Origin of the sequence: Fodinibius roseus (assembly GCF_900129315.1) — a bacterium.
In the GTDB taxonomy this organism is placed as follows: domain Bacteria; phylum Bacteroidota; class Rhodothermia; order Balneolales; family Balneolaceae; genus Fodinibius; species Fodinibius roseus.
This window is the reverse complement of record NZ_FQUS01000001.1, coordinates 182,935-197,900: the sequence shown is the minus strand read 5'-3', so window position 1 is coordinate 197,900 and position 14,966 is coordinate 182,935. Positions and strand designations below refer to the sequence as shown.

The following is a 14,966-nucleotide window of genomic DNA, read 5'->3' as shown; positions in this document are numbered from 1 at the left end:
CCGACATCGACCAAAGAAACGGTTTTGCAAAGGCTTCTAATGGTCTATATAATTTTCAGGGATTTCGTCAGTACAATATCATCCGAAGAGCGACCTATCCTGATTTCTGCCCTGCCTCCCGGCACGGACTTGCTTCCCTCTTCCTCATTCCATTGAGCCAATGTCTTATCGTTGACCCGAAAAGTTACCGTTTTCGACTGGCCGGCATCCAGAGAGATACGATGGTACCCTTTTAGTGCATGGTTTAAACGAGAATCGCCTCCCTCCGGGTAACGTATATATAACTGTACCACCTCGTCACCGTGCACCTCCCCGGTGTTGGTCACCTCGACGCCAACTTCCAGCTCGGTATCACTGTCCGTTTGAAACGAATCTGAGGAAAGGGACAGGTTATCGTACTCAAAATAAGTATAGCTAAGCCCGTGTCCGAAAGCGTATAAAGGCTCGGCTTTGAGATATCGATAGGTGCGGTTATCCATATCATAATTGGTGAAATCCGGCAAATCTTCCACGGATTTATAAAAGGTAACCGGCAGTCTTCCCCCCGGATTGTAGTCGCCAAATAACACATCGGCTATGGCCCTGCCCCCGGCCTGTCCCCCATACCAGGCGTGCAGGATAGCGGGAATATGCTCATCGGCCCAGTTTACCGCAAGAGCGCTTCCGCTCATCAGCACCAATACAACCGGTTTATCTAGGGCATATATTTCTTTCATAAGCTCTATTTGAGGCGCCGGAAGAGAGAGAGATGTACGATCTCCGCCTTTAAATCCCTCCACATCCAGGTCCATCTCCTCTCCCTCCAGCTTAGCGTTCAGTCCCAGGCAGAGGATTACGGCCTCGGCACTCCGGGCGGCTTCTTTTGCTTCGGCTAACAGATCGTTCTGCGGCACCTGCCATACCAAGTGGGCCCGGGGATCCGGACCCCGGTTGAAGTATTCGATCGTGATGTCGTAGGTTCCCCCCGCCTCCAGGTCCACCTCAAACGTTTCGTGCCAGGGCTCGTGATCCAGATCCCGTTCAATTTTTTTCTCCCCTTCAAAGGAAAGACGATAGCCATTGAATCCGTTGAATCCGAGGGTATAACGACCGCTAACCGGGGCTTCGAGCTGTCCCGTCCACCGCACGGAAAAGTAATCGGCCAGCTTCCCGGTTACGGGCGTGTCATCCCGCCATACAAAATCGACCGCTGAATCCACGCGCGTAATTTGGGGTTCTCCCTCCCAGTCCCGGTTATCGAAATACTCAGCATACAATCCGTCACCTTCTCCTTCTGCCGGGGTTAAATAGGCGCTTTCTACCGGGTTCAGTGTTGGGACCCCCTCTGCCATGCGGCAGCCCTCGGCATAAGAGACTTCCGTACTGTCCCCTGCTTTTGCTTGTATTCCCGCCAGCGCTGTTGTCAGCAAAGCCGGAGTGCCGTGGTAGTTCCCCAGCATAGTCCAGTAGTTGTCTGCATTGGGACCGATAACGGCGATGGAATCCAGGTTGCGGTCCAGAGGCAGCACAGGCTGCCCGTCCTGATCTCCAACGGGTTCATTTTTTAAAAGCACCATGGACTCCCGGGCCGCCTGCAGGGCCAGCTCCCGGTGCTCTTCACTGTCGACCACCGAATACGGAATATCCGAATAGGGAACTTCTTCGGGATCCTCAAAAAGGCCCAGCTTAAACCGGGCTTCAAACAGCCGGTGCAGGGCATTGTCCAGATCCTCCTCGGTTATTAACTCCCGCTCAAGTGCTTCCTGCAGGTGGGGATACGAATTGCCGCAGTTCAGGTCTGTTCCCGTCTGGAGCGCCAGGGCCGCGGCTTCAGCGGCCGTTTCTGAGGCCCCGTGCCGTCCCTCTTCATAAAAGTCATTTATAGCCCAGCAATCAGACACCACATATCCCTCAAAACCCCAGTCGTTTCGCAATATGGCTTTCATCAGCGGGTCACTGCCGCAACAGGGCATTCCCCGGAAGCTGTTGTAGGCACACATTACGGAAGCCACTCCTGCATCCTTTATCGTGGTCTCAAAAGCAGGAAGGTACGTATCCCAGAGGTCCCGGTCGCTTACTTCCACATTCATCTCATGACGAAGGGGCTCAGGTCCGCTGTAAACCGCAAAATGCTTCGACGTAGCCACCACCTTGTGATAGTCGGGATCTTCGCCCTGCAGCCCGTTGATGAAGGAGTTCGCCAGGGAGCCGGTCAGATAGGGATCTTCGCCATAGGTTTCCTGTCCCCTTCCCCAGCGCGGGTCCCGTACAATATTGATATTGGGAGTCCAGAACGTTAATCCCATATAAATATCGCGCCGGCCCTCTTCCCTGAAGGCCTGGTGCTTGGCCCGCGCTTCGTCTGAAATGGCGTTGGCCATTTGCTGAAACAGCGGGGCATTCCAGGTCGCCGCCATGCCCATCGCCTGGGGAAATACCGTGGCGTACCCGGCACGTCCCACGCCATGCAAACACTCATTCCACCAGTTGTATTTGGGAATGTCCAGTCTCGGGATAGCCGGGGCATCGTAGCGGAGCTGTGATATTTTTTCTTCGGGGGACATCTCTGCTATCAGCTCTTCGACGCGACCGGAAAATTCGCTTTCGCTGTTTTCCGGTGCACAGCTGCTGACGGCAGATGACAAACCCGAACCTGCCAGAACCCAAAAAGCAGCGGATCCCGCCCCTCTTTTCAGAAACTGGCGCCGGCTTATGTTATCCTTGTCCTCTGTTCCTTCCTTTGATGAAAATCCCTTCTTTTCCATAATAATATGACTTGTACATGTTATTTATGATTTCTGCTTAGGGTATCCAAATAGTCCCTTCAGTTGATTTGTTCCTGCGAGTATTTCCCTTGCCGGGAAATGACCGTAATTGAATTTAACCGGTTTTTCCCGGTAAGAAATACGCGCTGAACTGTTCGAAAGAATCGTCCATTCAATAAATCCCTTGTATTTATACTTAAATTGAGATCTTATTTGTTTTCGATAGAATATTGATAGGCTTCAAAAGGAGAAGCAGGCAGTCCTTTTGTATTATATAAATTGGCACTCGCGGGATTGTCAGCCCCATATATTGATTTCTGTATGGCGTTGCAGGACCATCCCATCGCTTACCAGCCCCGGGAGCTGGACGTTAGTCTGCACCGTTTCCGGAAACGCCGCCACACTCCCCCCTATCATCAGCAGACTTATGAATACTGTTCGACAGAAGCGCATTGGTAAAAAAGATTTAAGATCGCAATGACCGCATTGTGTAAGCTAAGCTACCTGCTTTTTTTATAGGCCTGGGTCGTCAGGTAGTATTTCGTCAGCAGGTTTTTCCGTTCCCACTCGGGGATTTCTCCTTCCACCAGGTACTGTAGATACTGCTCGGTGACCTGGGCAAAATGGGCTTCGTGTCCCACTCTGTATTTCTCCGGGATCATAACCTGCCAGCCGGCGGACGACTCGGAAAGGGAAAGGGCGGGATATTCCCGGCCGATCTCATCAATGGCGTCCCGGAGTGCGCCTTCATACTCCTCGCCAATATTCTCCGCCAGGGGTTCCACGTATAGCGTCGGAACATAGTCTTGCTCTTCGCCCTGGCGTATCACCAGGTTGGCCTTGCTCCCGCGCATGATGGAGTAATGCGTATCGCCCGCTCCCTCCGGGGCCTGATAGTCCCATTCAACCGATACCTTTCCGTGAACGCCTTTAACCTCAAAAACAAAGGAGCCGTTGGCAAAAACCTGTAACTTACCTTCCTCGTCCAAATCCTCCTGCAGGTAGTCCGGATACGGTTCCATCTGTGTCACTTTTTCAAACTCACCGGGCGTCATTTCGGTAGCCCACCGGTCGGCCTGCAACACCTCTACATCCGTAGTGTCGATCCCCTCTCCCGGAAACGTCTCCCAGAGAATCATATCCACCAGATGGGTGGAGACATCCACAATGGCCTCTCCCTGCTGATCCACATCAAAAAACCAGCCCGGACGGGTCAGCGGCCTGCCGGAAACATACTTGAAGAAATGGTGCACACTTTCTTTGGTAATGGCCGGATTTTCCGGGCTTCCGTTCTTCAGGCTGCCGAAAACGTCAGGGTACTGTGAAAGCCTGCGTTGCAGAAGGGTGGTAATTTCAAACCGTTCCGTCATGATATCATACAGCAATACCCCCTTTTCCTCAGCCTGCGACAACGCTTCCCTCAGCATCGGAAACCGCTCCGGCTTTATGACCATCGGCTTATCGGAAAGCACGTTCAATCCGGCATCCACCGATCGTTTGATATACTCTGTTTTCCTGGCGTTATTACCGGCCAGAACAACCACATTCCCCGGCTGCTCCTCAATCATTTTCTCAAAGAAATCAGGTCCACTGTACACTTGTATCACCCAATTCGTAGGGTCCTCCTCCCGGTTGTTATACTGTTCAATTCTCTTCAAATGCCGCTTCAGTCCATCAGACCCCTCCGGTGCATATACATACGATACGGAATCAACCTGATCATAGCCATACTTCTGGACCAATCCCGCATGGAAGTGGCCCGGATCCACCGTCATCAGCTTCACCTCATTATCTGCGCCGGTAAACCTGTTTTTCCTCTCCTTATCATTTACAGAATCCGAATCGGAGCAGGAATAACATACCGCAGAAAACAATAACAGTAGCACGTAACTTTTTAGGGGCAGTTTTTTCATTATTTTTATTTTTAGTTTCAGATAGCTGTCTACACCTCGAATCAGTATTTAACGTAATAAACAGACATAACTCGTATCAATGATTATCCGCTTTTATCATGGAGTGCCAGCCTTCAATGGCCCTTCCACGGAGTAGCTTGAGCGTTTATGTTGATTACTTGGTTATTCTCCAACTTCCAGCTTCTACCCTCTGACTACCCACAACCGGCTACCGGCCCCCTCCAACCTCTGACCTCCAAAACAGCACCACTATCCTGTCTCGGTTCGCACTCACGGCTTTCCATCTTCTGCGACTTACAGCGCAAGTCCCTCAATATGCCTTACGCCCCAGGGCGACCGCTGCGGGCGGGCAAGCATGGCATTGGCTTCCTCATCATTCTTAAACCGCTCGTTGACCGGATCCCAATACAGCTTGCGCGGCAATTTCATGGCAATATGGTAAATCAGGCAGGCGCTGCAGGAACGATGAGCCACTTCCGCCGGGGCCACGGTCAGCTGGCGGGACTTGATACACTCCAGCCAGTTCCTGTGCTGCTCCTGGCTTTCATACAGGTGGATTTCATGTTCCCCGATTTCTGATTCAAGAACCGCCGGATCACTCGCCTGAAACGGAGGAGTATCGTCACCACCGCTCCCCGGGTCACTGTCTGTGACCCCTGCATTCCCGCGTTTAACATAAATCCAGCCCTCAGAACCTACAAAGCGTACCCCCTGTTTATTATCCCCTCCGACGGTCATGACAACCCCATTGGCATACCGGGCCGTGACGTTGAAGTCGCCGTGGACGTTCCAGAGGCCCTCGTAGTTCGGATCATCAGTCGGGAACACGGCCGTGGCTTCCAATTCAACCGGACCTGTATGCTCCGACCCCATTCCCCAGTGAGCCGTGTCGATATGATGAGCTCCCCACCCGGTAATCATGCCTGCGCTGTAGGCCTCGCAACGCAGCCAGCCCGGACGAGAATACCCCTCTTCGGGATGGACTCTTTGCTCCGTATAAGGAACATCTGGTGTTGACCCCAGCCACATATCATAGTCCAGGGTTTCCGGAACGTTCATGGGGGTGGGATCCCCACCCCCCGGATCACCGGGCAATCCGACTTCCACGGTTTGCAACTCACCGATACGACCGTTCCGGACCAGCTCGCAGGCGCGTTTAAACTGCGGCCAGGGATTAACCGAACGCTGCTGGCTCCCAATCTGGAAGACCGTACCCGTGCTGTGCATGATATCGCTCATCGCACGACCCTCATCCACGGTCAACGAAGCGGGCTTCTGCAGGTAAATATCTTTGCCGGCCAGCGCGGCTTCGATTGCCGGCCGGGCGTGCCAGTGATCCGGGGTACTGATGATAACCGCATCAATGGCGGGATCCTCCAGCATTTGACGATAATCCTGGTAGACAGCTACATCCACATAATTTTCCCTGCCCTTCTCCTCGGCATAATACCGCTCTATAAAGGCCTTTCCGTCGCGCGCACGATCCAGATCCACATCACTCACCGCCACGACTCTCGACACCTCATTTTCCATCGTTTTGGGAAGATCCTGGGCACGGGCAATTCGCCCAAAACCGATCTGTCCAATATTGATCTTCTCACTCGGCGGATTAGGTCCAAATACCGAAGCGGGAACAATGGAAGGGGCACAAAACAGACCCGCTGCTCCCAGGGCCGAGGTTTTTAAATATTCCCGCCGCGACATGTTGTTGCCGTCATTATTATTGTTATCCATAGTTTTCTATTTGTTATTAAATTTAATAATTGGTTAGTGATTGCTACCTGATACGACCCATTCAATGCCCCCCAGGATATGTCGCAAGAAGACCGGATCATCGTAATCCTCAACACTGTGTCCCAGGGAAGTATACCAGGAGCGTCCCCCCTCAAACTCTTGATACCAGGCTAACGGAAACGTACTTCCGAATACGTCGCCGGGATAATCCCCCTTTCCTTTATCTTCCACCGTGGTCATATCAGCCTGCAGCAGGACATGAATACCTGAGTTCAATTGCTTGAGATAGTAACATTCATCCTCTCGTATCCACTCCTGAGGTAAAAAATCCGTAGATGGATGGGTTTCATCCGTACTATTTACCGTGAACTTCTGGAAAGGGGCATGTCGATAAAAAGACCCGCCGAGCAGGCTCCAAAACCACGGCCAGTCCCGCTCCGAGCCCGATGCCGAATGAATGCCTACAAATCCTCCTCCTGACCGAATATAATTTTGAAATGCATCGTGCTGTTCCGGGGTGGTAAAAACATCATTATTGGTATTTGAAAAAACTATCGCGTCATATTTTTTTAGATTGTCTTTAGTAATATCAGCCGGATCATCTGATGTATCAACGATAAAATTGTGGTTTTCTCCGAGCTCCTTAAGGGCTTCAATACTATTGGGAATATTGTCATGTACATATCCTTCTCCATTTCTGGTGTAGACCAATACCCGGCTTCCCCCGAGGCCTTGATGCCGGACTTCTACCCCGGGAGGATTCCCGAAGTCACGCCAGTACCGCTCGGCAGCCGCGGAATCAATTTTCCCGTCGTACACCATCATGCGATACTTTAAGCTGTAGCTGCTCCCCGGCTCCAGCCTCCAGTCCTCCTCCTGGGCGGGATTAAAGTTGAAGTACACATTTGCTTTCCCCTCATTAGCGCCCGTGGGCCAGATCCGAAGCTGTTCCGGAAAATTCTGGTTGCCCGGATGCGTCATAAACAGAATGCCGGAATTCCCCACCTGCGAAACCCCATTGATATCGGTCCACCGTGCACGCGTGCCGTTGCCATTGCTTTTATCCTTTCCTTCTGAGGTCTGCAGCGTGGCGGTTTTGTCACTCCATTTTCCGGTAGCCCTGAGGCTGAATCCCTGGTAACGATACGCCTTGATCGTCAGCGGAGATTCCGTTGCGGGATTCAGCGTAGAGACAAAATCGATCAGCCACACGTCCCTTTCCGGGTCCGCATTCCAGACTTTGACTTCCCACTTTTCGTTCAAAGCCGCTTTCTCACCGGAGGGTGCGGTCAGGTCCACATGATTCAGCAATGCCTCAAATCCCCCGAAGACCTCTCCTTCTATTCTTTGGGGCATTGATTTGTGACGCACCGTTCCCTGTCCCTCTCCCAGATTCCAAAAATCGATTTCCCGTCCCTCAAATACGGTTCTTGTCCACGGATTCCAGAGACCGTAGTGGTGATAGTGATCGGGAGGTTGAATCCTGGTCAACACTTCACCCTCCGGCGACCACAACGGGTGAAGATACCCGCTGCGGCTGTAGCGCTCAGAAACGCCTTCCGGGGCAGACTTGGCCACGTATCGGTAACTCAGCACTTTCCGGTCACCGGCCATCACCGTCAGTGATTTACCGTCATCCCGGATATGGATGGCCTCATCCGTAGCATCCGGACTGTTTTTATCTTCACTCTTGAGTATATAATTCCGGTGAGTCCCGGCGGGAGTTTTCCCCTCCAGTATCCACCGGAGTTTCTTCTCATAGCCGTCCGCTTCCAGTTGCGACGCCACCGCCCGCTCTTTACCCTTCACAACTTCATAGAGCTGAAGTCTCCGTCCGGTTTGAAGTCCGAGCGGTATCCCTTCGAGTGAGGCACTTACCGGGGTATAATAACGGTCAAATCCCCCCGCTTTGACGGTAATTTCAGCGATTTTTTGCGATTGGCCATGTGCATCCATGTAAGCAGAAAGTGCCAGAACCAGCACAACCAATAAAGTAGATGCCATCCTGGATATCATCAATGTACTATTTTTCATAATCGAGGCCCTGAATATCTTAGCAATTCAACGACAGCTACCCCGGAAAGAGGCGCTCTTTCCCGTATAGCTCTTTTCTTTAGCATTCGGTTATCGGACAGATTAATAGCCCGGATTCTGCTCGTAATCGTTGGTTGTTCGGTTTAACTGTGTGGCCGGGATTGGTCTCAGCATATGATAATCCTCGATATTGGCCTGCGCCTCCTCATTATCATTATAATCCCGTACCCTTTCAAGAAGCGTTCCGGTTCGTTTAAGCGTCAACCACCGCTTCTGTTCTCCATAAAACTCTCGTCCCCGCTCATCGAGGATAAATTCAAGATCCACATCCCCGGTTGTAATCTCCATACTGCTTTCCTGTCCCGGCCACGCAGCTCTCCGGCGCACCTCGTTCAGATGCGGAACCGCCGCCCCGGGATTGCCATCCATCAGGTACGCTTCCGCCGCGAACAGGTAGGCTTCGGCCAGGCGATAGACGATATAGTCTTTGTTCCCGGCTGGTTCATTAACCGAAGGCCGCTGAAAATCGTCGTGCTTTTTCAGGCTGGGGAACATATTGATCGGTATGGTGGACCAGGAGATCAGGTTATAGCTGGTATTGGGCTGTTCCTGTTCTACTTCAGCCTGGGTCATATCCGGGTCAATATAGATTGCCGTGTCTCCCGCTGAGGGACTGGGATTTCGGGCGCCGGGATATTCAGGCACATTGCCCGAATCATTATAATACCAGATATCCTGGAAGCTTTGGTCATATCGGGCATCCTGGTCGAGGGGACGATAATTCTCCAGGGCGAACGACGTCGGTTTAAAGCGAATCCAGGGGCGACCGTAACCCGGTTCATTGGTGCGGATAATTCCGCCCTTCCCCTGGTAGGAATAGGTTTCATACCAGGGGCGATAATACAGGTGGCTGCCGTTGCCGTTTCCGTTGAGCAGCGGGTCCTGCCCATACTGCACGGCCCAGATAATTTCAGCATTCTGCTCATTGTCATTGTCAAAGATCATCTCAAAATCATCGAGCAGCTCAAAGCTGTAGTCATCGATAACCTCTTCTGCCAGCCGGGCCGCCTCACTGAAATCACTGCCGGTGCCATAATCTTTGTATCCCCGGGTCAGCAGCACCTGCGACAGTAGCATTTTTGCCGCCGGTTCGGTAGCCCGGCCGTAATCCTCCTGACTCCCGGGTAAATTAGCGATGGCCGTCTCCAGGTCACTAATAATCTGCTCGTATACATCCGACTCCGGCGCACGGGTGGCTTCCGTTTCAACCTCTTTCGTCTCTTCGGTTGTCAGGTGAACGGGCCCGAAGTGCTCAACAAGATGAAAGTAGTAGTGGGCCCGAAGAAAGTGCGCCTCACCCACCCTGGTTTTTTGGGTATCCTCGTCCATCCCTTCTACCTCCGGGGCCCGGTTGATTACGGCGTTACAGCTGTTGATACCCACATAGTAATTGTCCCACAGGTTCGCCATCGGGTCGCCTTCCGAGTTCAGGCCGGCGTTGTATTGATTCATATAGTGGTAGCCGCCATGACCCGCATTTCGAATCAGATCGGTCCCGTACTCCGTAATATTCCCCCCCTGCTCGGTACCATAGAAACTTCGCAGGGGTTCATAGGCCGCGTTGACCGCATCTTCAAAGCCACCCGGTGTGGTAAAATGGGTTTGGGCAGTGATGTCCGAAACAACCTCTTCATTGAGTACATCACAGGAGGCAGCCAAAAGAACAATAATCATTAAAAGGAATATGTCAGTTAATTTCTTCATTGTGCTAAATCCTTATAGTTAGAAGTTGATATTGACACCGGCCGTGTAGAGGCGGGTTGTTGGTACATCTCCCACGATAACTCCGCCATACTGCTCGGGGTCAATGTTACCTGTTTTAGAAAAGAGCAGCGGAGTCTCAGCATTTATATATATCCGCAGGGAACGCAGGCCTACACGCTGTACCGTTTCGAGCGGCAGGTTATAACCCAGTCTTACATTCCGTATCTTGAGAAAAGATCCATCCTGGTAAGCCATTGTATCTCCATAGAGCGGATATTCCCGGCTCTGATTGGGCCGGGGTGCCTTGTTGGTGGGATTGTCCGGCGTCCAGTAGTCAATATCTATGTTGTTATATCGGCCCGCAAGCGTATTATTTCCCCCGTCGGCTTCATCAATAGCTGCTGCATTGCCTGCTCTGAAGTTATTGAAGATCATTTGTCCGAAACTTCCATACAGGAAAACAGAAAGATCAAACCCCTTATAACTGAAATGATTGGCTAAACCACCACTTAAGTCCGGCATATCGCTTCCCAGGATGACGCGATCCTGCTCATTGATAATGCCGTCACCATTTTGATCTTTTACTTTGATTTCGCCGGGATTCTGTCCATAGGAATCGGCCTCATCCTCTTCACTTTCCTGCCAGATCCCGATCTTTTCATAATCGTACCAAACGGTCAGCGGCTCGCCGATAAACCACTGATTCCCCACATCATCCTCCCTGTTGCCATACAAGTCTATGATCTCCTCACGGTTAGCGAACAATGTGAGTTCACTGCTCCAGCTGAATCCATCCCGGCCGCTGTCCAGTACATTTTGGCTGTTCAGGGTAAACTCGATGCCGCGATTCTTGGTTTCTCCTACATTTTCAAAGACACTGCCGAAGCCGGAAGTAATAGGTAGATTCCGCTGGAGCAGCATGTCGGTCGTATTGGTTTGGTAGACCTCGATACTGCCCGTCACCCGTGAATCCCAAAGACCGTAATTCAATCCTACATTCAACTGCCTGGATACTTCCCATTGAAGATTCTTGTTGGGAATCTGTCCCGGACGGTAACCGTAGCCGGGATTATCACCAAACTGGTAGGTGCTCCTTGCCAGAATATCCTGTGTCTGGTATGGATCAATAGCCGTATTACCCGTCACTCCGTAACTGATTCTCAGCTTGAGATCGGAAAACAGATCCTGATTGGCCATAAACGGTTCTTCAGTGATTCTCCATCCTATGGCTGCGGAAGGGAAAAATCCCCACCTGTTGTCTTCCGCAAGCCGGGAGGAACCGTCAGCGCGTCCCGTAATCGTAAAAAGATATGTGTTGTTAAACTGGTAATTCACACGTCCCATAAACGACATCATTCCCCATTCCTCCAAGTAGCTTGAATAATTTTCAGCCGTATTGGCCGTACCAAGATTATGATACTTCTGTGTTTCATAGGGAAGCCCGGAAGCCGCTACCGTATCCGTTTCAAAATGTTCGGTCTGAATACTAAACAAACCGGTAATATCCAGCTCATGGGTATCGCTGAAGGTCTGCTGGTAATTCAGGATATTTTCCAGCGTGTAATTGTGCAGTAAATTTTCGGACTTTTCAGCATAGGGCACGCCCTCTCCCCGGGCATTGGTCTCCGTTCCCTGAAAAACTCCGCGCCGGTAGGCCTGCAGGTCCGGACCAAAGTTTATGCGATAATTCAGGTTATCCGTAATATCGTATTCGGCAAAAATATTACTGAACACGCGCAGTCGTTCACGGTCGTCGAGCACTTTTCCGGGAACCAGGTCACTCAGGGGATTCGTCGCCAATCCGTCATCGGTCGGTCGAAAATCGAGCGACCCGTCTTCGTTATAGGGATCCCCCAGCGGATTAGCAGAAAGGGCATTCCCGTACGGGTTGACCCCATAGGCCTGATCAAAGCGGGAAAGCAGGGTGGACGTACCGACTCGGAACCGGTCGCTTACTTCATGATCCAGGTTAATCCTGAATGTATAACGGTTGAAATCCTGTCCCGAAATAATACCGATCTCATTAAAGTAATTACCACTCACCGAAAATTGCGTCCGTTTATTCCCCCCCTGAACTGTTATCTGGTGACTTTGTTGATATCCGGCCTGATCCGTAACCAAATCCGGGTAATCGTAGGTGACGCCATTATTAACCGCTTCCAGTTCGGCATTGGTAAAAATATCCGAATCGCCGGTGTACTCCCCAATGGCACGAAACGCCTCCCGCCGCATTTCAGCAAATTCCGGTCCACTCATCATATCCGGCTCCTCGAGCTGACTGGAAACACCAAAATAGCCGTCATAAGAAACCCGGGTTTCATAGTTTCCCCCGCGGGAGGTAGAAACAAGTATGACTCCATTGGCTCCCCGCGATCCGTATATTGCCGTGGCGGAGGCATCTTTCAATACCTCCATCGATTCGATATTCTGGGGATTGATATCACTGATATCCCCGCTGAAAGGTATCCCGTCCACTATATAAAGAGGGTCGTTTGATGCGGACAGCGAGCGCCGTCCCCGCACCCGGACTGTCACCCCGTCGCCCGGCTGACTACCGGACCGGGCCACCATCACCCCCGCGGCTCTGCCCTGCAAAGCGGAAGCCGCGTCACTGACCGGCACTTCAGCAATTTGTTCGGATGATACCGAAGAAACCGAACCGGTAACATCTTGTTGCTCCTGGCTCCCGTAACCAACAACGACGACATCTTCCCCTACTATAGCCTGCGGTGCTAATTCCACATCGATCCTACTTCTTCCGTTGATGGGTATTGTCTGGGTTTGAAATCCCACAAAAGAAAAAACGAGCGTATCCTGTTCAGAAGATACCGTAATAGCATACGTGCCGTCTGAATTTGTAGAGGTCCCTGTTGTTGTACCTTCCACCGAAATATTAACTCCGGGCAAGACCTCCCCGGATTGGCTGTCCGAAACCACCCCGGTGACCGTATGCTCTTGCTGAGTACCTTGCATCGTAAGTGGGGTTGTTAATGTATCAAAACCGGCCGTTTGTGCCGGGTAAAACAGTACACTTACCACCAATCCGAGACAAATCAAGATGAGTTGCCTTACCATACCTAATCCCTTTCTTCTCGTATCATTTCCCATAATGCTCCTTATTTTTGAATTCTGAATATAACTGGCTTCCTGGAGCCTGTAAACTGCATCTCGCCTGCAGCAAATCAAAGTATCCAGCCTGCCTGGAACCTTTTGAAATAAATCTTGAATAAACAATATAAAAAACCCCACTTTAATGCAACCGGTTGCGTAAACTTTTTATAACTTGAGAACAAAATATTACGCAAATAATTTTAATTATCCTTCATATTTTCCATTAATACTGTATACTTATTTACAAAATATTAAATTACTAATTTCCCGTAAGCATAACCCGCGCATTTATATAAATTTAAACAATCGGTTGCATCTATTGCGTAATAATATTACATTTTCATTTTTAACTCTTGTTGGGACAACCAGAAGAGGGCTTTGCAAAACCAGGAATATTTGATCAATATCAACCCCTGACAAGTTCAAAACCGCAGCATATGATGAATATGTGAGGATTTTGAATGACCAAAAATACAGAGATTGGCCGAAAGGACGGTTTTGCAAAGCCCTCCAAGAGTTTTCCCGCTAAGGAACATTGTCCTGCGCGACGGTATTGTTTATTTTCTCCCATTTAGCATTAATTAATTATTCTACCATTATAAATGGCCAATCAATCTAAAAAACCGGACGTCACAATTTACGATATTGCCGAAGCACTGGAAGTCTCCCCCTCCACCGTAAGCCGAAGCCTGAAAGAACACCCCTCTATCAGTAAAAAAACAATTCGGAAGGTCCGGAATCAGGCCGAAAAAATGGGATACCGGTCAAATATCTTCGCCCAAAACCTGAGGCGTCAAAAAACCAACATCATCGGTGTTATTGTCCCCCGCCTCAACAGCCATTTTATGTCCTCGGCTATCTCAGGTATGGAAAGAGTAGCCAATAAAAACCATTACAAGATTATTATCAGCCAGTCGCACGAGACCGCCAGCGATGAGGCCGGCAGTGTTGAAATGATGCTTGAGCAACGAGTGGACGGTCTGATCGTTTCCCTTGCGTATAATACCGAGGATATGACCCATTTCGATACCGTTATTGAGCAGGGTACCCCCCTCATTTTTTTTGACCGTGTGGCGGAATTGACGAATTCGACCAATGTTGTAATCGATAACTACCAGGCGGCCTACGATTCCGTAAGTCACCTGATTGACCAGGGATGCAGCCGGATTGTACATATTACCGGTAATACCTCGCGAAATGTTTATTCCGGCCGCCTGAACGGGTACAGGCAGGCGCTGTTGGACCATGAGCTCTCGTTCTCCGAGGACCTGGTTTTTATTAATGATCTGCAGGAACGGGATGGACAGGAGGCCGCCGAAAAGATACTGCAGATGGACCCGCGTCCCGATGCTGTGTTTGTCTCCAATGATGTTTGTGCGGTGAGCTGCATGACTCACTTGCAGGAAAACGGTATCCGGGTACCCCGGGATATAGCCATCGCAGGGTTCAACAACGACCCGATTTCCAGATTCGTAAAACCCAAAATTACCACCGTCGATTATGACGGACAACGAGTAGGCGAGGTCGTTGCCCAAAATCTGATTAATCACCTCGAAGGAGATGATCATATTTCAATCACCAATACCATTGTGCTGAACTCAGAGCTTATTATCCGGGCGTCTTCACAACGAAGCAAACAAACTAAATGAAGCTTTTGAAAAACCGG

General features: G+C 50.6%; 8 protein-coding genes. 1 reads left to right on the top strand and 7 read right to left on the bottom strand.

The genetic code is table 11. The annotated features are described in order from the left end of the window. Positions 1–44: 44 nt before the first annotated feature. The 7 genes from BUB16_RS00800 to BUB16_RS00775 form a co-directional block, all read right to left on the bottom strand. Positions 45–2,744, bottom strand: coding sequence for a glycoside hydrolase family 3 protein (locus BUB16_RS00800; protein WP_084087929.1), 2,700 nt, complete (start codon positions 2,742–2,744; stop codon positions 45–47). Positions 2,745–3,041: 297 nt separating this feature from the next. Then, positions 3,042–3,197, bottom strand: coding sequence for a hypothetical protein (locus tag BUB16_RS21330; RefSeq protein ID WP_170864232.1), 156 nt, complete (start codon positions 3,195–3,197; stop codon positions 3,042–3,044). 47 nt (positions 3,198–3,244) lie between these two features. After that, positions 3,245–4,657, bottom strand: coding sequence for a putative oxidoreductase C-terminal domain-containing protein (locus BUB16_RS00795; protein WP_073058914.1), 1,413 nt, complete (start codon positions 4,655–4,657; stop codon positions 3,245–3,247). 294 nt (positions 4,658–4,951) lie between these two features. After that, on the bottom strand, positions 4,952–6,391 hold the full coding sequence (locus BUB16_RS00790; protein WP_211483042.1) for a Gfo/Idh/MocA family protein: 1,440 nt from the start codon (positions 6,389–6,391) through the stop codon (positions 4,952–4,954). 33 nt (positions 6,392–6,424) lie between these two features. Beyond that, positions 6,425–8,425 (bottom strand): ThuA domain-containing protein, encoded by a 2,001-nt coding sequence (locus tag BUB16_RS00785; protein WP_084087928.1) that lies wholly within the window; start codon positions 8,423–8,425, stop codon positions 6,425–6,427. 102 nt (positions 8,426–8,527) lie between these two features. After that, positions 8,528–10,189: a RagB/SusD family nutrient uptake outer membrane protein gene (locus tag BUB16_RS00780; protein ID WP_073058912.1), complete on the bottom strand. Its 1,662-nt coding sequence runs from the start codon at positions 10,187–10,189 to the stop codon at positions 8,528–8,530. An 18-nt stretch (positions 10,190–10,207) separates the two neighbouring features. Beyond that, positions 10,208–13,297, bottom strand: a complete 3,090-nt coding sequence (locus BUB16_RS00775; RefSeq protein ID WP_139240129.1) for a SusC/RagA family TonB-linked outer membrane protein — start codon at positions 13,295–13,297, stop codon at positions 10,208–10,210. Positions 13,298–13,902: 605 nt separating this feature from the next. Between BUB16_RS00775 and BUB16_RS00770 the strand changes: the two genes are divergently transcribed. After that, positions 13,903–14,949, top strand: a complete 1,047-nt coding sequence (locus BUB16_RS00770) for a LacI family DNA-binding transcriptional regulator (RefSeq protein ID WP_073058910.1) — start codon at positions 13,903–13,905, stop codon at positions 14,947–14,949. Positions 14,950–14,966 lie beyond the last annotated feature (17 nt).